Raw genomic sequence first — 20,154 nt, 5'->3', positions numbered from 1 at the left:
ACGCAGTGAGCGGAGAGGCGGGCCGAGGAACGAGGCACGCCGCGGAGCGAATGAGGAGTGGTGAGCGACCCATGAACACGGACTCCGTGAAGCGCGCTGCGGAGACGCCCGACGAGGCGATGCCGTTCGCCGAACTGGGGATGAAGCAGGACGAGTACGACAGGGTCAAGGAGATCCTCGGCCGCCGTCCCACCTCCTCCGAGCTGGCCATCTACTCGGTCATGTGGTCCGAGCACTGCTCGTACAAGTCGTCCAAGGTGCATCTGAAGCAGTTCGCCACCAAGGCGCCCGAGTCCGAGGCACTGCTGGTCGGCATGGGTGAGAACGCGGGCGTCGTCGACATCGGCGACGGCTGGGCGGCCACCTTCAAGATCGAGTCGCACAACCACCCCTCCTACGTCGAGCCGCACCAGGGCGCGGCCACCGGCGTCGGCGGCATCGTCCGCGACATCATGTCGATGGGCGCCCGCCCGATCGCCGTCATGGACGCGCTGCGCTTCGGCGGCGCCGACCAGGCCGACACCAGGCGCGTGCTGCCCGGGGTCGTCGAGGGCATCTCCTCCTACGGCAACTGCCTGGGCCTGCCCAACATCGGCGGCGAGGTCGTCTTCGACCCCTGTTACATCGGCAACCCGCTGGTCAACGCGCTCTGCGTCGGCCTGCTGCGCAAGGACCAGATCAAGCTGGCCACCGCGCCGGGACCCGGCAACAAGGTCGTGCTCTTCGGCGCCTCCACCGGCCCCGACGGCATCGGCGGCGCCTCGGTGCTCGCCTCCGCCACCTTCGAGGACGAGTCCGAGGCCAAGCGGCCCGCCGTCCAGGTGGGCGACCCGTTCATGGAGAAGCTGCTCATCGAGTGCTGCCTGGAGCTCTACGCCGCCGACGTGGTCGTCGGCATCCAGGACCTCGGCGCGGCGGGCGTCTCCTGCGCCACCACCGAGCTGGCGGCCAAGGGCACCGGCGGCATGCACGTCGACCTCAACCTGGTACCGCTCCGCGACTCCTCGCTGCGTCCCGAGGAGATCCTGATGAGCGAGTCCCAGGAGCGGATGATGGCGGTGGTCTCCCCCTCCGACATCCCCGCCTTCATGGCGATCTGCGAGAAGTGGGACGTGCCCGCCGTCGTCATCGGCGAGGTGACCGACACCGGCAGGCTCGTGATGACCTGGGACGGTTCGGTCATCGTCGACATCCCGCCGGGCACCGCAGCCGACGAGGGCCCCGTCTACGAGCGGCCCTTCCACGAGCCCGCCGGTCAGGCCGCCCTGAACCAGGCCGTCGACCTGCCGCGCTCCGAGGACCTGCGGGCCACGCTGCTCCAGCTGCTCGGGTCGCCGAACCTGGCCTCCAAGGAGTGGGTGACCTCCCAGTACGACAGGTACGTCCGCTCCAACACCGTCCTGGCCCAGCCCGCCGACGCGGGCATGCTGCGCATCTCCGAGGTCATGGACGGCGCCACGCCGACCAACCGCGGCATCGCGCTGGCCACCGACGGCAACGGCCGCTACGCCAAGCTCGACCCCTACGCCGGCGCGCAGCTGGCGCTGGCCGAGGCCTACCGCAACGTCGCGGTCACCGGCGCCAAGCCGCTGGCCGTCACCAACTGCCTCAACTTCGGCTCGCCCGAGGACCCCGAGGTCATGTGGCAGTTCGCCGAGGCCGTACGCGGGCTCGCCGACGCCTGCAAGACGCTCGGCGTCCCCGTGACCGGCGGCAACGTCTCCTTCTACAACCAGACGGGCACCGCGGCCATCCACCCGACGCCCGTGGTCGGCGTGCTCGGCGTCATCGACGACGTCGCCAAGCGCGTGAGGTCCGGATTCCTCGAGCCGGGGCTGCGCATCGCGCTGCTCGGCGAGACGCGCGAGGAGTTCGGCGGGTCGGAGTGGGCGCACGTCGTCCACTCGCACCTCGGCGGGCTGCCCCCCGAGGTGGACCTGGTGGCCGAGCAGGGGCTCGCGTCGGTCATGGTCGAGGCGGCCGCCCGAGGGCTGGTCGCGGGCTCGCACGACCTGTCGGACGGCGGGCTGGCGATCGCGCTGGCGGAGGCGTGCCTGGCCAGGGGCGTTGGCGCCACGGTCTCGCTGGTCGGCGACCCGTTCGTGGACCTGTTCAGCGAGTCGTCGGCTCGGGCGCTGGTCGCGGTCAGGCCTGAGGCGTTCGAGGAGTTCGCGGCGCTGTGCGCCTCGCACGAGGTGCCGTGCTACGGCCTCGGCGAGACGGGCGGCGACGCGCTGGTGGTGGAGGGGGTCCTGGCGATCTCCGTCGCGGAGCTGCGCGACACCCACACGAAGACGCTGCCCGCGCTGTTCGGCTGAGACGCCGCCTGCGAAGGGGGGCCGGTTCGTCCGGCCCCCCTTCGTCGCGTTCGTCAGGACTTCTTCAGGCACACGACGTAGACGGTGCCGCTCACGCTGGTCCCGTGGTTGCCGCCGTAGGTCTTGGCCTCGGCGCTGGGGGCGGGGCTGGCGGGCGGCGTGGTCGCGGCGATCGCGGCGCCGTGGCCGTCGTTGCCGCCGCCGTTGTCGTCCTTGGCCACCTGGACGGTCCAGCTCCTGCCGTTGCCGGTGGGGGCGCTGGCCAGCAGCACGGCGTTCTTGAACGAGGTGAAGGAGAAGCCGCCGCCGGTCGCCACGTCGGTGCTCTTGCAGGAGACGGACGCCGAACCGAGCCCCGAGAAGGAGTCCTGCACGGTGTAGGTCGCCAGGCTCACCGAACCACCCGGCTCCCCCTTGGGCCCCTGCGGACCGGTGTCACCCTTGGGCCCCTGCGAGCCGGTGTCACCCTTGGGCCCCTGGATGCCGGGCTTGCCGTCGGTGCCGTCCTTGCCGTCCTTGCCGTTGAGACCGTTCTTGCCGTCGAGGCCGTCCTCGCCGTCCGCGCCCTTCGGGCCCTGGGGACCGGTTTCGCCCTTCGGGCCTGTCTCGCCCTTCGGGCCTGTCTCGCCCTTGGGGCCCGTCTCGCCCTTGGGGCCCTGGATGCCGGGCTTGCCGTCGACGCCGTTCTTGCCCGCGGGCCCGGCGGGGCCCTGCGGTCCCGTGTCGCCCTTCGGGCCCTGCGACCCGGTGTCGCCCTTCTCGCGGGTGCCGGACAGGCCGCTGGTCGTCGAGCCGCCGATCAGCACCCTCTCCTCCGTCTTCCTGCACTGCGTCGACGGGTTGACGATGCGGGCGTAGCGCGTCTTCTTGTGGACGCACGCGTGCACCTCCTGTCCGGCGGCCGACGAGGCGGTGGCGACGCCACCGATGGTGAAGAGCGAGAGAGCAAGCGCTCCGACGGTGGCCAGGGTGAGCGTGCGCCCACCACGAATCTTGATCGCCACGGATGTCCTTCCAGAACAGGGGTTGCTCATGATGCTCATGAGGTTCACGTTTCAACCGTTCCAAAGAATGACGAGGCCACATAACGTACAAGTCACGAAACGGAGGGTGACATCCCTACTGACGAGCGGTCATTTCTGACGCGAATCTGTGTGCAGAAGGACACAGTCGTTTCGGCGGGCCCGTGGTGATAATCGGGCGTGGACACCTACCTCCCGCCCGCCACCCAGCCTGTCCGAGTGGTGGTGTGGGCGATTCACCTCGTCCTGCCGCTGCTCGGGCTGTGGTTGCTGCTCGCCCAGCCCCGCGTCAACATCATGTGGCACCACAATCCGAGCCACTTCTGGATGATCGCCGTCGTGGCCGGCATCAACGTGATCCTCGGGCTGATGATCAGCGAGGCGGCGCGCAGGAGGGCCGACGCCAGGCTGTTCCTGGTCTCCATGGTGTTCCTGAGCAGCGCGGGCTTCTTCTTCCTGCACGGACTGTCCACCCCGCAGGTGCTGCTCGACGGTCCCACCCTGGGCTTCGACATCGGCCAGCAGGTGGGGCTGACGATGGCGGCGGTCTTCGCGCTGGCCTCGGCCTTCCCTCTCGGTGCGGCGCAGGCTCGCTCGGTGATGAGGGCGCAGCACCTGATCAGGCTGACCGTCGTCGGGCTGATGGTGCTCTGGGGCATCGCGTCGCTGATCCCCGGGCTGACCCCGCTCAGCAGGCCCCCGGCCGTCCTGCCGATTCCCTGGTTCGGCTGGTTCTCGGTGCCAGGTCTGGTGCTGTTCGTGGCGGCGGGCCTGATGATGTTCCGCCTGCACAGGATGAGGCGCTCGGCGATCCTGGTCAGCCTGGTCACCGCCTACGCGCTGCTGGCCGAGGCCATGGTCGCGGGCATGTCCCAGCTGAACTGGCACCTGTCGTGGTGGGAGTGGCACATCCTGCTGACCCTCGCCTTCGTCTTCGTCGCCTACAGCGCCTACCTGCAGTTCAGGCGCGAGGGGTCGAGCGCGGGGCTGTTCGACTCGGTGGCGCTGTCGGCGACCGTGGAGAAGATCCAGGTGCAGTACGAGCAGGCGCTGGAGGAGCTGGTCGACCATGTGCGCAGGGGCACGAAGCTGCCTGCCGTACGGCTGGCGGGGCGTTTCCAGCTCACCGAGGGACAGGCGGCGGTGCTCGACAGGGCCGGCGAGGCGCTGGCCAGCGAGCGGGAGCTGTCCGAGCGCCTGTCGGCGCTCGTGGACGTCGGGACCCAGACCAAGGTACGGCTGGCCGAGTCGGATCTGCTGACCGGCGCGCTCGAGCGCGTACGGCAGGTGTACGGCGACGTCCGCATCGGCCTGGTCTCCGAAGGCAGGGTGAGCATCGGCTCACGCGAGTACACCTTCAGCGGCACCACCCCCGTCAGGCGCGACGGCCTCATCACCTATCCGCTCACCGTGAAGGGTCACCTCGCGGGTGCGCTCGAGGTGCCGGTCGGCCGTACCACCCAGGACGAGGCGCTGTCGGCCACCCTGGCCAGCCAGCTGTCGATCGCCCTGGAGAACGCCCGCCTGTACGCCGAGCTGGACACTCTCTTCCGGCAGTACATGTCGCCAGACGTCGCCAGCCGCCTGCTCGCCGACCCCGGCCAGGCCGCGCTCGGCGGCGAGCTGCGGGAGCTGACCGCGCTGTTCGCCGACCTGAAGGGGTTCACGACGTTCTCCGAGCGGGTCGCGCCCGGAGAGATCGTCGAGATGCTGAACCGCTATCACACGGCCGCGGTCCCCTGCATCCTGGACAACGGCGGGACGATCGTGCAGTTCGTCGGCGACGCGCTGCTGGCGCTGTTCAACGCGCCGGCCGCCCAGGACGACCACGCCCTGGCCGCCTGCACGGCGGCGCTGGCCATGCAGGAGGCGGCCACTAAGGTCGCCGCCGACGGCTGGCCGACCTTCAGGGTGGGCGTCAACACGGGGATGGCCCTGGTGGGCAACATCGGCAGCCCCGAGCTGCGCGGCTTCAACGCCATGGGCGACGCGGTGAACGTAGCCGCCAGGCTGCAGGGCCTGGCCGAACCTGGAACCGTGGTCATCGGCTCGACCACGCTGGCCCAGGCCAGCACCGCGGAGGCGCGCCCGCTCGGTCCGCTGCGCCTGAAGGGCAAGGAGCAGGAGGTGGAAGCTTTCGTCCTGACCCGCATAATCAGGGCATGACCGCAGAGGCCGGAGAGTTCCTGACCAAGCTGACCCCCGAGGAGATCACGGCGCTGAAGGCGGCGGGCCGCCCGAAGAGCTGGGAGCGCGGGGCGGTGGTGATGTCGGAGGGCGACACGTCCGACTGGGTGCTGCTGCTGCTCGACGGGAGGGTCAAGGTGTCCTCGCACACCAGCGGCGGCACGGAGGTGGTGTTGGCCGTCCGGGGTCCCGGCGGGCTGCTGGGCGACATGTCGGCGATCGACGGCTCGGCCCGATCGGCGACCGTCACGGCGCTGGAGCCGGTCTCGGGGGTGGTGATCCACGACTTCCCCGGCTTCCTGGCCACGCACGGCCGCGTCGCCGTCGTGCTGCTGCGGATGGTCACGGGCCGGCTGCGCGACTCCGACAGGAAGCGGGTGGAGTACGGCGCCTTCGACACCACGGGCAGGGTGGCCACGCGCCTGGTGGAGCTGGCCGAACGGTACGGCGAGCAGACCAGCACGGGGCTGCGGGTGGCGCTCCCGCTCTCGCAGGATGAGCTGGCGGGGTGGACGGGAGCCTCCAGGGAGGCTGTGAGCAAGGCGCTCCGGACGCTGCGCGACAGGGGGCTCATCGAGACGGGGCGGCGGCGCGTGGTCGTCCACGACCTCGACGGGTTACGCAGAAGGGCCCGCTAACCCAGGGATAAAACGGACGTACGTCGTACGTCATAGTAGGGGGCATGGTCGCCGCCTCCCCCGACTACACCCTCCGACTCCGCTACGCGTGGCGTGTCTGCTCGGTGACCAGCCTCGGCCTGGTGCTGATCGGCATCGCGGGCAGCACGCTCAACGTCGCGCTCCCTGCCGTCGTCCGCCACTTCCACGCCACGCCCTTCGAGGCGAGCTGGATCCTGCTCGCCTTCCTCCTCGTCAACACCGCCAGTCTCGTCTTCTTCGGCCGCGTGGCCGACCTGCTCGGCAGACGGGAGGTCTACCTGGCGGGCTTCGCGCTGTTCACCCTCGCCTCGCTGCTCGCCGGCCTCTCGCCCGATGTCTGGTTCCTGGTCGCGATGCGCGTCGTCCAGGCGATCGGCTCGGCGATGATCCTGGCCAACGGAACCGTCATCATCACCGCGGCCTTTCCTCCCGACCGCCTCAGTCAGGGCATGGGCGTCTACATCGGCACCCTCTCCGTCGCCCAGCTGGCGGGCCCGACCGTCGGCGGGCTGATCGCCGAGGCTGCCGGCTGGCAGTGGATCTTCTGGGTGAACGTGCCGGCGGGGGTGATCGCGCTGGTGTGGGGCGCGTTCACGCTGCGCAAGGTGCCGAGAGGGCCGCGTGAGCCCGTCGACGCCCTCGGCAACCTGCTCATCTTCGCCGCGCTGACCGCCTTCCTGCTGGCATTGTCGGAGATCGGCAACGGCGGCCTGGTGGTGATCGTCGGGGGCGCGGTCACCGCCGTGCTGGTGCCGCTGATCCTGGTGGTCGAGCGGCGGGCCTCGCATCCGGTGCTCGATCTGCGGCTGTTCGGCGGGCGCATGCTGGCCTGCGCCAACCTGGCGTCGTTCTGCAACGCGCTGGCCAGGGCGGCGCTGATCCTGGTGGTCGCGCTCTACTTCCAGGCCGCCCGCGGCGTCGACGCCTTCACCGCGGGGCTCAGCGTGCTGCCCGTGCCGGTCGGGATGGCGCTGGCCTCTCCCATCGCGGGAGCGCTCGGACGGCGCGTCTCGCCGTACGCGCTGTCGATCGGCGGCTCGCTCTTCAGCGCGGCGGGGTTGCTGACCCTCATGCTCACCGCGCGGCCCGGCACGCCGTACTGGATCATCGGGGTGGGGCTCTTCCTGGCCGGATGCGGCAGTGGCACCTTCCTCACCGGCAACACCACCCAGGTCATGAGCGCCCTGCCCGCGGGGAGCCTCGGGGTGGTCAACGGCTTCAGGCTGATGGTCATGAACGTGGGCGTCGTGATCAGCGTGGGCCTGTCACTGACCGTCCTGACCAGCGCGGTCTCCCCCGCGCTGCGCGCCCAGGTGTACGGCGGGACGCTGTCGAAGCTGTCGCCGGTGGCGGTGGAGCAGCTGATGTCGGGCTTCCAGCGCACGTACGGCGTGCTGTTCGGGGTGGCGCTCGCGGGTGCCCTGCTGGCGGCGCTCGCCAGGCAGCCCTCAGATCGAGACGGCTAGCTTGCCGAGGGTTCCACCGGTGAAGTCGGCGATGGCCCGCTGCGCCTCCTCCAGCGGGTAGACCCTGGCCACGGGCACCCGCAGCCGGCCCTGGACCACCTCGGCGGCGAGCAGCGCCAGCGTGGCGGGGTTCGGGTCGGCCATCACGGTCGTGGCCTTGAGGTCGCGCTCCCCTGCGTTCTCGGGGGTGAAGTGCACGGTCGAGGCGAAGCGCCCGCCGTTCGCGAGCAGGTCCGCGACGGCCGCGCCGTCGCCCGCGAGGTGGAGGGCCGCGTGCACGCCGCCGGGGGCGACGGCGCGCACCCCCGCCGCCAGGTCGGCGTGGTCCACGGCGTGCGCGGCCCCGAGGCCGGTGACGAACTCGGTCTCGGCGCCAGGTCGCGCGGTGGCGATCACCGTGGCGCCTCTGGAGGCGGCGAGCTGGATCGCCAGCGCGCCGACGCCTCCGGTCGCACCCGAGATCAGGACGCTCTCCCCCGCCTCTGGCGCGACCGCGTCGAGAGCGTTCAGCGCGGCGGTGCCGGCCAGGCCCAGCACGCCGGCGCGGGCGTGGTCGAGCCCGTCGGGCAGGCGGGCGATGCCGTAGCCCTGCGGGACGGCGACGTACTCGGCGAAGCCGCCCTGTCCCAGCGTGGGACGCATGACGACGCCGAACACCTCGTCGCCGACGGCCATCTCGTTCACGCCCTCTCCCACCGCGGCGACCACTCCGGCGAAGTCCTTGCCGATCACCACGGGGAACTCGTACTCGTAGACACCCTTCAGGAAGCCGCCCAGGACGCCGAGGTCGAAGCCGTTGACCGACGAGGCTCGCACCTGGACGAGCACCTCCCCTGGCGCAGGCTCCGGCACCGGCAACTCGGTGACCTCGGGGGCGGCACCGAACGCGGTGAAGGCGACAGCACGCATGGGATTCTCCTTACTGTTTGTGCGTTGGTTACTTCTTGTGCGCGTGTCGAGTCTGGGCCACCATGGCCTGGTGACGGAAGAAGGCACTTTGTCCCTCGTAACGAACACCGATGTGCGCCCCATCGGCGCCGCCGACGCGACCTGCCAGCTGCGCGACGTCCTCGACAGGGTCGGCGACAAGTGGAGCGTGCTGGTCATGGCGCTGCTCGGCGGCGGCTCCAGGCGCTACTCGGAGCTGCAGCGCTCCATCGAGGGGATCTCGCAGCGGATGCTCACCCTGACCCTGCGCAGCCTGGAGCGCGACGGGCTGGTGGAGCGTACGGTCACCCCCACGTCGCCGCCCCGCGTGGACTACGCGCTGACCCCGGTGGGCGAGACCCTGTCGGTGGAGGTCAGCTCGCTCATCCGGTGGGCGGAGGAGCACCGCGAGTACGTGGCGACCTCGCGACTGAGGTACGACGTCCAGACCAGCTAAACCCTCTTTTCCCATCGATAATATGCAGATTCCTCGACATGTGATCTATGCTGGTCCAGATGCGACACGGAACCGGGGACCAGGAGATCGGCAGGCTCCTGGAGGAGTTTCAGAAGGACGTCACACAGCTCGAACACCTTCGTGACCGGATCACCGAGGTGAGGGGCAGGGGCGAGGCGGCGCAGGGACGGGTGGTCGCCGAGGCGTCGCCGACCGGAGCCCTGATCGGCCTCACGATCGACGCGCGCGCCATGCGGCTCGGCTCCGACGAGCTCGCCGCGGCCGTCCTCGAGGCGGCGGCCGAGGCGGCCAGGAACGCGGAGGCAGGGATCGGCGAGCTCGTCGATCCGTTCATCGCAGGAACCGGGCTGGACGTGGACCGTTGAGGATCAGCCCGAGCCGCGGCAGCATCTACGCCTTCGGCACCCTCGGTCTCGCGGGGTTCGTCTTCCAGATGCTCAATGTCGACTATCCCGACGGCGACCCCGTCAAGGCCCGCGAGGCCCGCGACGTCTGGGCGAGGCTCGCCGAGCGGATCGAGCAGAGCCCGAACCGCACCTACCCCGCGGCCTCGGCCGTGTGGAGGCGCAACGCGGGCGAGGGCGTCGAGGCGTACAAGTCGACGGTGACCGAGGGGCTGTACCCGCTGCCTCCCGCCCTGGGTCACGCCGCCCAGCTCGCCGCGCGGTGCAGGCAGAACAGCGCGGCCTGCGAGGAGTTCGCCGAGGTCGTCGAGACGGCCCAGGACGCCTACCGGACGCTGGCCATCGCCAACTTCGCCAGCTTCGTCTTCCTCACCACCTTCCCCTGGCAGGCGACCGGCGCCTACCACCTCACCCAGTTCCTCATGCGGCGCGCGCAGGCCAGGCTCCTGGCGAAGCTGCTGGAGCACAACATCGCCCGCATCCTGATGAGCAAGCTGACCGAGTACACGATCGGCAGCGTGTTCTTCGCGGCCGGCGACGTGGCCGTGGTGGCGGGCGTGAAGGCGCTGCGCGGCGCGGACGCCGGCTCCTTCGAGGACAACGCCAAGCAGGCGTTGAAGGAGTTCGCCGCGTCGGTCGTCTTCTACGGCGTGTACGACGCCGCCGCGCCCCTGACCAGGACGGTGACCAAGAACGCCGACGTGCAGGCCTTCCTCAACCGGATGGCGGGCGGCTCGATCGGCTACGGCCCCTCCTACGACGCGATGAACGGCCAGACGGGCTCGGAGCTCATCCCGACCTGGAAGGAGACCCTGGGCAGGGCGCTCCTCTACTTCACGATGGCCCACAAACCCGCGGGGTGACGATGTCGGACGAGCCCATCGAGCCGCCCGTGCGGCCCGAGACGATCACGGTCGGCCCGGAGGAGTCCCTCTGGGAGATCGCGGAGAAGTACTTCGAGGACGGCTCCCTCTGGGAGCGGATCTACGCCGCCAACCGCGACGTCATCGGCGACCCGCACCGGCTGCGCCAGGGGGTGCGGCTCCAGCTGCCGATGGAGATCTATCCCGCGCACCTCCGGTCGGTCGCTCGCGCCTTCGACCTCGAACGCAACGACCTTGCCTCGTACGTCAAGGACGCCATGGACGAGCTGAACGCCATCGGGAACTTCTGGGGCGGAGGCCAGCCCGGGACGACCTTCTTCAAGGGCGAGGGCGGCGGGACCGGCTATGAGGCCGTCTCTGGCCAGATCGCCAAGGGCGTCGACGCCAACCTGGACGGCCACGAAGAGATCTCCAAGCGCCTGCGTCTCATGGCCGACAGGGTCCAGGTGACCGACTGGGACAACGTGACCACGATCCTGTCCGTCCGCCCCGACAAGTAACGCACGCCGGGTCGGAGGGGCGGCTGATCGTCAGAGGGTGTCGTGCAGGCGGGACTCGACGTCGCGGTACCTCGCCACAGGGATCAGGTGCACCCCGTCGAAGGCGCCCGAGTCCCTGAGGCGCAGGACCTGCTCGCAGGCTGCCTCCACCCCCGCCATCCGATCTTCCCCCAGCCGTTCCACCAGCTCCGACGGGATGTCGATGTCAGGGATGGCGGCGGCCAGGCGCTGGGCGTGCTGCCGGCTGGCCAGGACCATCACCCCTGCGTAGACCGGCACGTCCACCTGGTTCTGCTCACGCCACCTCAGCAGCGCGTCCAGGGAGAAGCTCACCTGGACGAAGAGGAAGTCGGCCGCCCGCTTCCACGCGGGGAGCGGCCGCAGCCCCGCCGCGGCGCCGACGCGGAAGGAGGGCGAGAACGCGCGCGCCTCCTCGATCATCGAGCGCACGGTGAGGTCGCTGGTCCTGTTGCCGACCGTGGGCTTGTCGCCGTACACGAACAGGAACTGGTCAACGCCGTACGCGGCCGCCGTCAGCAGGTCGCGGCGCAGGCCCAGCAGGTTGCGGTCGCGGGAGTTGAGGCAGGCGATGCTGCGTCCGCCCATCGACTGGACCTCGTGGGCGACGGCGACGCTGGAGACGGTCGCCCTGCCGATGTGGTTGTCGGGGATGAGGAAGGAGTGGGCGAGCTTGCCGAGCGTGCCGATCTGGTGCCGGACGTGCGTGAGATCGGGCTTGGTGGGCGGTTCGATCTCGCAGACCAGCTGAAAAGTCATACCGGGCACTTTATCGGCGGGCGGCGAGCGCGGTGATCCCTCCGAGCACGAGTTCGACGCCGAAGCTGTCGTAGAACTCCTCGCTCATGCCCTCGACCATGGGGCCGGCCATCGCCACGAGGTGGGGATAGGTGCCCGGCGGCAGGGTCTGCAGCGACAGGCGCTTCACCCTCTGCAGTTCGGCGATCTCCTCAGGCGTACGGCCCGGCCTGAAGTGAACCGGCGCGTCGGCGATGGAGATCGCGCTCTGCAGCAGGTACTTGGTGATCAGGCAGGACTCCTCGTAGCCGAACCCCGCCGAGTGGGCCAGGCCGAGCGCCCTGTCCCACACCGCGAGGAAGCTCGGCACGGCGGTCTGGTCGACCTGCTCCAGCAGGTTCTTCGCGCACGGGTACCTGCGCAGCACCCTGATCAGGCCGAGCGTCAGGTCGTGCAGCTGCTCCTGCCACGGCCGGTCGTCCCCGGCGGCGGGCGCGAACCCGGCGATCAGGTGGTCGGCCATCCCGACCAGCAGCTGCTCCTTGTTCTTGAAGTGCCAGTAGAGCGCCATCGGCGTGACGCCCAGGTCGGTGGCCAGCCGCCTGATGGTCACCGCCTCGAGCCCCTCGCCGTCCCCGATCTCCAGCGCCTTGTCGACGATCGCCTCGGCCGTCAGTTTTCCCATCACGGTTGACAACTATACGTCGTACAAGTTCACTGTACGTCGTACAAGTACGGCGTATAGGAGTGATGGACATGCGATGGTGGGCGCTCGGCGCGGTGACCCTCGGAACTTTCATGACGTATCTCGACAACAACATCTCGAACGTCTCGCTCCCGACGATCCAGCGGGATCTCGGGCTGACGCTGTCGGGCCTCGAGTGGGTGGCGACCGGCTACATGCTGGTCTTCGCCGGGCTCATGCTGGTCGGCGGCAGGCTGGCCGACGTGATCGGCAAGCGCAGGACCTTCCTGATCGGACTGGCCGTCTTCACGCTGTCCTCGATGGGCGCGGGCCTCGCCCCCGACGGCGCCACGCTGATCGCGGCGCGTGCCGTCCAGGGGGTCGGGGCGGCCTTTCTCACGCCGACCGCGCTGGCGCTCATCTCCTCGATCTTCCCCGACCCGCGCGAGCGTGGCGCGGCCGTCGGCATCTGGACCGCCAGCGGCGCGCTGTCCATGGCGCTCGGCCCCGCGACAGGCGGCTTCATCAGCCAGAACCTGCACTGGGGCTGGATCTACCTGATCAACGTGCCCATCGGGGTGGCCACGTTCGCGCTGGCCCTGTGGGCCATCCGTCCCGACACCCACCGCGTACGGCACAGCCTCGACCTGCCGGGCCTCGTCACCTCGGCGATCGCCCTGTTCGCCCTGACCTTCGGACTCATCGAGGGCTGGAACCTCCCCCTCGTCGCCGTCACGGCCGGCTCGGCGGCGGCCTTCGTGATCATCGAGTCGAGGTCGAAGCAGCCGATGATCGACGTGACCCTCTTCAGGAGCAGGGTGTTCACCGGCGGCACGCTCGCCATGGGCCTGTGGTCGTTCGGCGTCTTCGGCATCTACTTCTTCAGCGCCCTCTGGCTCCAGAACTCCCTGGGCTTCTCCCCCGTCGAGGCGGGCGCGGCCTTCGTCCCGATGGCCCTGGTCATGGCCGTCGTCGCCCTCCAGTCACAGCGCCTGGCGCGCTTGCTCGGCAACGCCCAGACCGTCGCGCTCGGCCTGGGGCTGATGGCGGTGGCCGTGCTCGGCATCTCCTACGTGGGGGCCGACGGCGGCTACCTCGACGTCCTGCCCTGGTTCCTGCTGTACGGCCTGGGCGGCGGCATGCTGGTCCCGCTGACCACGATGATCCTCGGCGCGCTTCCCGCCGAGCGCGCCGGTGTGGCCTCCGGCGTGCTCAACGTCTCGCGCGAGGTGTTCGGCCTGCTCGGCATCACCGTGCTGGGCGCCATCCTCAGCGCCAGGCAGAGCCAGAGCACGTTCCTCGCCGCCTACCAGTCCACGCTGGTGATCGCGGCGATCATCGTGGCCGTGGGCGTCCCCGTGGCGCTCTTCTCGCTGCGCCGTACGGCTGCTCAGGCCGCGATGGCGGGGGCGTCGAACTGAGTGCTGTGCAGCTCGGCGTACCTGCCTCCCTCTGCGAGCAGGGTGGCGTGAGTGCCCTGCTCCACCACGCGGCCGTCCTCCACGACCAGGATGAGGTCGGCCGCGCGGATGGTGGAGAGGCGGTGCGCGATCACGATCGCGGTCCTGCCGTCCAGCGCCTCGGCGAGGGCCTCCTGCACGGCGGCCTCCGAGGTGGAGTCGAGGTGGGCGGTCGCCTCGTCGAGGATGACCACCCTGGGCCTGGCCAGCAGGAGGCGGGCGATGGTGAGCCGCTGCCTCTCGCCGCCCGACAGCCGGTAGCCACGCTCCCCGACGACGGTGTCCAGCCCGTCGGGCAGCGACTCGATGAGGTCGGCGAGGCGCGCCCTGCGCAGCGAGTCCCAGATCTCCTCCTCCGTGGCCTCGGGACGGGCCAGCAGCAGGTTCGCCCTGATCGAGTCGTGGAAGAGGTGCCCGTCCTGGGTGACCATGCCGAGCGTGTCCCTGATGGAGTCGGCGGTGAGGTCCCTGACGTCCACCCCGCCGAGCCGTACGGCGCCCTCGTCCACGTCGTACAGGCGCGGCAGCAGCTGGGCGATCGTGGACTTGCCCGCTCCTGAGGAGCCGACGAGGGCAACCATCTGGCCGGGCTCGGCGCGGAAGGAGATGCCCTTCAGCACCTCCACCCCGCCGCGCGAGTCGAGCGTGGCGACCTCCTCCAGAGAGGCGAGCGACACCTTGTCGGCCGAGGGGTAGGCGAAGCGCACCTGGTCGAACTCCACGCTCGTCGGCGCGTCGGGCAGCGCCTGGGCGTCGGGCTTCTCCTGGATGAGCGGCTTGAGGTCGAGCACCTCGAAGACCCGCTCGAAGCTGACCAGCGCGCTCATCACGTCCACCCTGGCGCTGGCCAGGGCGGTCAGCGGGGAGTAGAGGCGGGTCAGCAGCAGGGCGAGCGCGACGACCGAGCCCGCGTCGAGCTCACCGCGCAGGGCGTAGAAGCCGCCGAGGCCGTACACCAGGGCCAGGGCCAGGGCGGAGACCAGGGTCAGCGCGGTGACGAATACCGCCTGCGTCACGGCGGTGCGCACGCCGATGTCGCGGACCCTGCGGGCCCTGACGGCGAACTCGGAGGACTCGTGCGCGGGGCGGCCGAACAGCTTGACCAGCGTCGCTCCGGGCGCGGAGAAGCGCTCGGTCATCTGGGTGCCCATGGCGGCGTTGTGGTCGGCGGCCCTCGCGCCGCAGCTTGGCGATGCGGCCGCCCATGCGCCTGGCGGGCAGGACGAAGACCGGCAGCAGGAGCAGCGCCAGCAGGGTGATCTGCCACGAGATGCCGATCATCACGATGAGGGTCAGCACGAGCGTGACGACGTTGCCCGCGACGCTGGAGACGATGTCGGTGAAGGCGCGCTGGGCGCCGATGACGTCGTTGTTGAGGCGTGAGACCAGGGCGCCGGTGCGGGTGCGGGTGAAGAAGGCGATCGGCATCCGCTGCACGTGGTCGAAGACGGCGGTGCGCAGGTCGAGGATGAGGCCCTCGCCGATGCTCGCCGACAGGTAGCGGGTGAGCAGGCCGAGCCCCGCCTCCGCCAGCGCGAGCCCCGCGATCAGGCCGGCCAGGCCGAGCACCACGTCGAAGGGCTGGGCCTTCACGATGGCGTCCACGACCCTGCCCGCGAGGACGGGAGCCGCCACGGCCAGAGCCGCCATGACGAGGCTCAGGGCGAGAAACCTGGCCAGCCTGGCCTTGTGCGGGCGGGCGAAGGCGGCGATCCGCCTGAGCGTGGCCGCCGAGAAGGGGCGGCGCTCCTGCCGGGCGTTCATCGCGCCGTAGAGCTGGTTCCAGGCGGTGACTTCCATGTCCATGGGGATCACCGTAGAAGCTCAAGCTAACTTCAGGTCAACCCCCTGAGGCCCCCGGACCGCGACGTGGAGGGGTCACGGCCCGGGAGCGGAGGCGGCTCTAGGAGCCGATCTTCTTGCCACGCGAGTGCCAGGCCACCGCCACGGACGGCCTGGGCTGGGAGGAACCGCCGTCGGGCCAGTGGCTGGCGGGGCTCTCCGGCGAGGCGCCGTCGACCTCGCCGGGGTGCTGCACCGCGACGAAGACGCTGCGCTGGTCCTCGGTCACCAGCGGGCCGCAGGTCTCGGCGCCGACCGGCACCGTGAGGAACTGGCGGACGTATCCGCGCTCCCTGCCCTGCACCGGCATGACGAACAGGCCGTCGTTGGCCTTGAGCGCGTTGCCGTCCGTGGAGATCCACAGGTTGCCGTCGCGGTCGAAGGCCACGTTGTCGGGGCACGAGATCGGCGACACCCTGGTCTTGTCGAACCCGGCGAAGTACGTGGCGGGGTCGTTGGGGTCGCCGCAGACCAGCGGGATCGACCAGGCGAAGGTCGTCGCTCCCGCGTCGTCACGGCGCTCGACGATCTCCAGGACGTGACCGTGCTTGTTCGAGGGACGCGGATTGGCCTCGTCCACCTGGGCAGCGGTCCTGTTGGAGTTGTTGGTGAGCGCGACGTAGACGCCCTTGGTGACGGGGTTGCGCTCGATGTCCTCGGGCCTGTCCATCTTGGTCGCGCCGACCTTGTCCGCCGCGACGCGGGTGAACACCAGCACCTCGGCGGCGCTCATGCCGTCCACGAAGCTCTTCGAGCCGCTCACCAGCGGGATCCACTGGCCGGAGCCGTCGAAGGCCTGGTCGGAGGGCAGCTTGCCCGAGCCGTCGATCTCGGAGGCGGGGCTGTCGCCGGTGAACTTGGCGACGTAGAGGGTGCCCTCGTCCAGGAGCGTCCTGTTGTGACGGTCGTAGCCGGGGATGTAGCGCTTGTCCGAGACGAACTTGTAGATGTACTCGAAGCGCGAGTCGTCGCCCATGTAGACCGCCAGGCGGCCGTCCCTGGTGAGTGTGGTGTTGGCGGCCTCGTGCTTGAAACGGCCGAGCGCGGTGCGCTTGATCGGGGTGGAGTCGGGGTCGAACGGGTCGATCTCGACGATCCATCCGAAGCGGTTGGCCTCGTTCGGGTGCTTGGCCAGGTCGAAGCGCTCCTCGACCCGGTCGAACCTGCGGCTGCTCGAGGAGACGCCGGTCGGGATCGTGTAGCGGGCGACGTTCGGGTCGGTCTTGCTGCCGTTGACGAAGTACTGGTCGAAGTTCTCCTCGGCGGTCAGCACGGTGCCCCACGGGGTGGTGCCGCCCGCGCAGTTGTTGAGCATGCCGATCGGGTTCTCACCCTTGGCGTCGGCGGCCGTCTTGAGCAGGTCGCTGCCCGTCGCGGGGCCGCTGAAGCGCATCGGCGTCTGCGCGGTGACGCGGCGGTTGTAGCGGCGGCGTCCGCTGGTGACGAGCTTCCACTGGCCGGTGCCCCTGACCCGCTCGACCTCGACGACCGAGCCGCCGTGGGCGGCGAGGCCGATCTTGATCTGCTCCTCGGTGGCGGCGGCGCCACCGGTGTAGCCGCGGAACATCAGCCGCTCGTCGGAGTACTCGTGGTTCACCCACATCAGAGCCCGGTTGTGGCCCATCGGGAAGAGGGTCACGAAGTCACAGTTGTAGCCGAACTGCTTGCTCTGCGCCTCCGCCGACTGGTTGTCGAAGTCGAAGGCGGGCGCGTCGGGCAGCACGGGGTCGCCCCAGCCCACCACGACGGAGGAGGAGTAACCCTCGGGGATCGTCAGCGCGTCGTCGGTGTTCGGCGCGACCGGCTTGAAGGTCAGCCCTCCGCGACCGTGGTCACCGTGCTTTCCGAGAGCCTCGGCTCCCTGCTCGGCCCCGGGATCGGCGAAGGCCGGCACGGCCCCCGCCACGCCCGTGCCCACGACGAGGGCGCCGAGCGCGCCCGCGCGCAGCACGCCACGGCGTGACATCGCCTGAGCGACGACGTCACCGAAGTAGGTGTTGTCACTGGTGTTCGCCACGTCGTGCGCACACGCGTTGCCGCAGCGGAATTGGCAAGTAAGAGCACTTCGACCGCTCTTGTGCGGAGTCGAGAGCAACGGCAGCAGCCTGCGCGGATTCGACACAGGTCCTCCAGATTCATGCGTGATAGTTCCGCCGGGACGCTACGGCGGTCGCTGGAACCGGAGGTGAACGAAGCCCACCCGTCCGATGAACCCTTGCTTGGAGGACAATATGGGAATGCCGCCACGCAGACTGGACCAGGAAAAGCTCAGATCGGCGCTCGACGCCCAGCTGGTCGCGCTGGACGAGCCGCCCTTCGACGGTCCCGCCTCCGTGCTGGCCGACGCGTGCGTCTCCGCGGTGCTGACCGCCTACGACCGCGGGCTGAAGCCCGAGCGGGAGGCGGGGCGCTTCGCCGTACGGCATCTGCTGGAGGCGCTGGCGGAGAAGGCGCCGGGGCGCACGGTCGAGGTGCGTGTACCGCCGTACGCGGCGGTGCAGTGCGTCGAGGGCCCCAGGCACACGCGCGGCACCCCGCCGAACGTCATCGAGACCGACCCGAGGACCTGGCTGGAGCTGGCCGTGGGCAGGCTGACCTGGTCGGAGGCGATGGCGAAGGGCGCCGTTCACGCGAGCGGCGCCCGTGCCGACCTGTCCGGCCACCTACCGGTCTAGTTGGGCCCCCGGTCCATCCACGGGATCTTGCTCTCCACGCACGCCTCGCTGAGCCTGGGCGGCAGCCCCGAGCACTCGGCGAAGTAGTTGGAGATCCAGACGGCCGCGCCGACGGCCAGGATGAGCGTCAGCGCGCTGAGCGCGACGCCCGTCCACGCCCTGCCCTTGCTGGCGCCCTTGGAGACGGCGACCAGGCCGAGCACCAGCCCGACGATCGCGGTGAGCACGCCGGTGAAGCAGACGAACAGCAGGAACAGGCTCGCGATGCCGAGCACCAGCGAGGTGGTCGCCAGCCCGCTGCCCGCCTGCGCCGGCCGCCAGTCAGGCCCGCCCTGGTATCGCTGTGCGCCGCCGGGCGGAGGCGTGTAGACCGCTCCTCCCGCGGCGGGTCCGTAGGGCGAGGGGATCTCGTGGCTCGGCTGCCCGCCCGGCGCGTCCGCCGCGTGCGCCCCGCCGCCGTAGGCTCCGCCCTGCGACGCGGGGCCGTAGGGGCCTGTTCCCTGCTGGGGACCGCTCTGGGCGCCGCCGTAAGGGCTCGCGCCCGGCTGGGGTCCGCTCTGGGGGCCGCCGTACGGGCTGCCTCCCGGCTGGGAGCCGCCGTAGGGGCCACCTGCCTGAGGGTCGCCGTAGGTGCTCTCCTGGGAAGCCCTGTGGGAGCCGCCCTGCTCGCCGCCGTAGGGCGTGGAGCCGGTGCCGGGGGCTCCGCCGTACGGGCTGGAGGGTGAGACTCCGGGCACGGAGGAATCCGGCGTGTCCTCACCGCCCTGCGCGGCAGGGGCCGCGTGGCTCCCCTCGTACGGGGGGCTCTCGCCTGACGGCGTGGGCGGGTCGTACCTGGAAGGAGTGGGCGGGCTCGGCGAGTCCGCCTGCCTGGGCTCCTCCGCCGCGGACCAGCCGGGGTAGGAGGGCGTCGAGCCCGGCACCGTGTAGGACGGCTGCTCGCCCGCGTCGGGTCGTCCCCACTCGCCGAAGACCTGCGTGCGCTCGGCGTCCTCGCCGCCGCCCTGCCCACCGCCCTCGGGCTCGCCCACGGTCTCGAAGGCGCGCGTCCCCCCTGCGGAGGGAGGCTCCCTGACGGCGTGCAGGTCGTGCGGGTCGACCTCGATGGTGCCGCCGTCCCTGGGCGGCAGCACCGTGTCGTCGGTGTCATGGGTGGCGCTCTGCCACTCGCGCGCGCTCCACTGGTCCTGGTCCTGGCTGGACGGAGGAACCTCCGGCTGGTCCTGGTCCCGGCCCTGGCTGGGCGGAGGAACCTCCGGCGCGGACGGCAGGTCGGGATGGTCCGGCTGCGGCACGATCGAAGGCTCGGGACGGCCCGGCGCCCAGGTCGGCTCAGGCCCTCCCGGCGGCTCGGGCCCCGTGGGCGGTTCAGGCCCTGTGGGCGGCTCGGGCGCGATCGGCGGCTCGGGAACGATGGGCGGCTCAGGAGAGACCGGCGGCTCCGGCGCGATCGGCGGCTCCGGCGCGATCGGCGGCTCGGGGACGATCGGCTCCCCCGCTGGCGAGGTCTGCGCCTCGTCGGGCCATGGCGCGGCGCCGGGCTCGGAGGGATGCTCGTCGGCTCTGGGCTCGGTGGGGTCGGACGAGGGCTCGCCGCCCCGCCGATCCTGCCCCGCCCTGGGCTGGTTCGGGTCACCAGGTGTGGTCACGGTCTATGTCTCCCCCGACGTGTCGGCATGCCGGAACCTCCACACTCCCCTGGAGCACGCCGTCGAAACGGTCCGACACGGCAAAAGCCCGGCGATCCTTGGGTCACAGTGCGTCAAAACGCCCGGGCAGCCTCCACCCCGACGAGAGCGCGACAGAAGCCACCGAACCCCTGTTCCACCAGCCATCAGCGCCACTCCATGGAAGATCATCCGAGATCACCACATCCCCGGACGATCTAGTC

The 20,154-nt window shown here is 70.6% G+C and carries 16 protein-coding genes and 1 pseudogene; 10 read left to right on the top strand and 7 right to left on the bottom strand.

The window, feature by feature from the left end:
• The first annotated feature begins 71 nt into the window (after window positions 1-71).
• Window positions 72-2,318 (top strand): phosphoribosylformylglycinamidine synthase subunit PurL, encoded by a 2,247-nt coding sequence (gene purL / locus FHR33_RS29435; protein WP_183654432.1) that lies wholly within the window; start codon window positions 72-74, stop codon window positions 2,316-2,318.
• Window positions 2,319-2,371: 53 nt separating this feature from the next.
• Here the strand turns inward: purL and FHR33_RS29430 are convergent, their stop codons facing one another.
• Window positions 2,372-3,322 (bottom strand): collagen-like domain-containing protein, encoded by a 951-nt coding sequence (locus FHR33_RS29430; protein ID WP_221241299.1) that lies wholly within the window; start codon window positions 3,320-3,322, stop codon window positions 2,372-2,374.
• A 198-nt stretch (window positions 3,323-3,520) separates the two neighbouring features.
• Here FHR33_RS29430 and FHR33_RS52840 point away from each other — a divergent pair, with 198 nt between their 5' ends.
• Genes FHR33_RS52840 through FHR33_RS29415 form a run of 3 tightly spaced genes read left to right on the top strand, consistent with a single transcriptional unit; the run spans window position 3,521 to window position 7,652 of the window.
• Window positions 3,521-5,506 (top strand): adenylate/guanylate cyclase domain-containing protein, encoded by a 1,986-nt coding sequence (locus tag FHR33_RS52840; RefSeq protein WP_312895772.1) that lies wholly within the window; start codon window positions 3,521-3,523, stop codon window positions 5,504-5,506.
• Window positions 5,503-6,165 (top strand): Crp/Fnr family transcriptional regulator, encoded by a 663-nt coding sequence (locus FHR33_RS29420; RefSeq protein ID WP_183654426.1) that lies wholly within the window; start codon window positions 5,503-5,505, stop codon window positions 6,163-6,165. Before FHR33_RS52840 ends, FHR33_RS29420 begins: the two co-directional genes overlap by 4 nt.
• Before the next feature lie 44 nt (window positions 6,166-6,209).
• Entirely contained in the window at window positions 6,210-7,652 is a 1,443-nt protein-coding gene (locus FHR33_RS29415) for an MFS transporter (protein WP_183654423.1), read from the top strand.
• Here FHR33_RS29415 and FHR33_RS29410 read toward each other — a convergent pair.
• Window positions 7,635-8,561, bottom strand: coding sequence for an NADP-dependent oxidoreductase (locus FHR33_RS29410; protein ID WP_183654420.1), 927 nt, complete (start codon window positions 8,559-8,561; stop codon window positions 7,635-7,637). The two genes, FHR33_RS29415 and FHR33_RS29410, sit on opposite strands and share 18 nt — an antisense overlap.
• A gap of 88 nt (window positions 8,562-8,649) precedes the next feature.
• Between FHR33_RS29410 and FHR33_RS29405 the strand changes: the two genes are divergently transcribed.
• From FHR33_RS29405 to FHR33_RS29390, 4 genes are read left to right on the top strand one after another with little or no spacing between them, the layout of a single operon-like run.
• Entirely contained in the window at window positions 8,650-9,036 is a 387-nt protein-coding gene (locus FHR33_RS29405) for a winged helix-turn-helix transcriptional regulator (RefSeq protein ID WP_246452180.1), read from the top strand.
• 59 nt (window positions 9,037-9,095) lie between these two features.
• The gene (locus FHR33_RS29400) at window positions 9,096-9,422 is read left to right on the top strand and encodes a YbaB/EbfC family nucleoid-associated protein (RefSeq protein WP_183654412.1); all 327 of its coding nucleotides are present in this window, start codon (window positions 9,096-9,098) and stop codon (window positions 9,420-9,422) included.
• Complete coding sequence (locus FHR33_RS29395; protein ID WP_183654396.1) at window positions 9,419-10,324, top strand: WXG100-like domain-containing protein; 906 nt, start codon at window positions 9,419-9,421, stop codon at window positions 10,322-10,324. Before FHR33_RS29400 ends, FHR33_RS29395 begins: the two co-directional genes overlap by 4 nt.
• A gap of 2 nt (window positions 10,325-10,326) precedes the next feature.
• On the top strand, window positions 10,327-10,845 hold the full coding sequence (locus FHR33_RS29390) for a LysM peptidoglycan-binding domain-containing protein (RefSeq protein ID WP_183654393.1): 519 nt from the start codon (window positions 10,327-10,329) through the stop codon (window positions 10,843-10,845).
• Between the two features lie 30 nt (window positions 10,846-10,875).
• Here the strand turns inward: FHR33_RS29390 and FHR33_RS29385 are convergent, their stop codons facing one another.
• Both FHR33_RS29385 and FHR33_RS29380 read right to left on the bottom strand, forming a co-directional pair.
• Entirely contained in the window at window positions 10,876-11,622 is a 747-nt protein-coding gene (locus tag FHR33_RS29385; RefSeq protein ID WP_183654390.1) for a methylenetetrahydrofolate reductase, read from the bottom strand.
• A gap of 10 nt (window positions 11,623-11,632) precedes the next feature.
• The gene (locus FHR33_RS29380) at window positions 11,633-12,286 is read right to left on the bottom strand and encodes a TetR/AcrR family transcriptional regulator (protein ID WP_246453179.1); all 654 of its coding nucleotides are present in this window, start codon (window positions 12,284-12,286) and stop codon (window positions 11,633-11,635) included.
• Between the two features lie 65 nt (window positions 12,287-12,351).
• On the opposite strand from FHR33_RS29380, the gene FHR33_RS29375 reads away from it, so the two are divergent.
• Window positions 12,352-13,707 carry an MFS transporter gene (locus tag FHR33_RS29375; protein WP_183654384.1) on the top strand — a complete coding sequence of 452 codons (1,356 nt, stop codon included), beginning with the start codon at window positions 12,352-12,354 and terminating at the stop codon, window positions 13,705-13,707.
• Here the strand turns inward: FHR33_RS29375 and FHR33_RS29370 are convergent.
• Together FHR33_RS29370 and FHR33_RS29365 are read right to left on the bottom strand one after the other, a co-directional pair.
• Window positions 13,677-15,552: pseudogene (locus tag FHR33_RS29370) on the bottom strand (ABC transporter ATP-binding protein). The gene FHR33_RS29375 and the pseudogene FHR33_RS29370 sit on opposite strands and share 31 nt — an antisense overlap.
• Before the next feature lie 97 nt (window positions 15,553-15,649).
• Window positions 15,650-17,605, bottom strand: coding sequence for a PhoX family protein (locus tag FHR33_RS29365; RefSeq protein WP_312895771.1), 1,956 nt, complete (start codon window positions 17,603-17,605; stop codon window positions 15,650-15,652).
• Window positions 17,606-17,825: 220 nt separating this feature from the next.
• Between FHR33_RS29365 and FHR33_RS29360 the strand changes: the two genes are divergently transcribed.
• Window positions 17,826-18,263 (top strand): sterol carrier family protein, encoded by a 438-nt coding sequence (locus FHR33_RS29360; RefSeq protein ID WP_183654378.1) that lies wholly within the window; start codon window positions 17,826-17,828, stop codon window positions 18,261-18,263.
• Here the strand turns inward: FHR33_RS29360 and FHR33_RS29355 are convergent.
• The gene (locus FHR33_RS29355; RefSeq protein ID WP_183654375.1) at window positions 18,260-19,912 is read right to left on the bottom strand and encodes a DUF4190 domain-containing protein; all 1,653 of its coding nucleotides are present in this window, start codon (window positions 19,910-19,912) and stop codon (window positions 18,260-18,262) included. The two genes, FHR33_RS29360 and FHR33_RS29355, sit on opposite strands and share 4 nt — an antisense overlap.
• Window positions 19,913-20,154 lie beyond the last annotated feature (242 nt).

This window comes from Nonomuraea dietziae, assembly GCF_014195505.1.
GTDB classification, from domain to species: Bacteria; Actinomycetota; Actinomycetes; order Streptosporangiales; family Streptosporangiaceae; genus Nonomuraea; species Nonomuraea roseola.
This window is presented reverse-complemented; position numbering and strand designations above follow the sequence as displayed.

Coding starts and splice junctions, on each gene's coding strand:
- FHR33_RS29380 (WP_246453179.1), bottom strand. CDS start 12,286: ATGGGAAAACTGACGGCCGAGGCGATCGTCGACAAGGCGCTGGAGATC.
- purL (WP_183654432.1), top strand. CDS start 72: ATGAACACGGACTCCGTGAAGCGCGCTGCGGAGACGCCCGACGAGGCG.
- FHR33_RS29390 (WP_183654393.1), top strand. CDS start 10,327: ATGTCGGACGAGCCCATCGAGCCGCCCGTGCGGCCCGAGACGATCACG.
- FHR33_RS29360 (WP_183654378.1), top strand. CDS start 17,826: ATGCCGCCACGCAGACTGGACCAGGAAAAGCTCAGATCGGCGCTCGAC.
- FHR33_RS29400 (WP_183654412.1), top strand. CDS start 9,096: ATGCGACACGGAACCGGGGACCAGGAGATCGGCAGGCTCCTGGAGGAG.
- FHR33_RS29375 (WP_183654384.1), top strand. CDS start 12,352: ATGGACATGCGATGGTGGGCGCTCGGCGCGGTGACCCTCGGAACTTTC.
- FHR33_RS29415 (WP_183654423.1), top strand. CDS start 6,210: ATGGTCGCCGCCTCCCCCGACTACACCCTCCGACTCCGCTACGCGTGG.
- FHR33_RS29410 (WP_183654420.1), bottom strand. CDS start 8,561: ATGCGTGCTGTCGCCTTCACCGCGTTCGGTGCCGCCCCCGAGGTCACC.
- FHR33_RS29385 (WP_183654390.1), bottom strand. CDS start 11,622: ATGACTTTTCAGCTGGTCTGCGAGATCGAACCGCCCACCAAGCCCGAT.
- FHR33_RS29420 (WP_183654426.1), top strand. CDS start 5,503: ATGACCGCAGAGGCCGGAGAGTTCCTGACCAAGCTGACCCCCGAGGAG.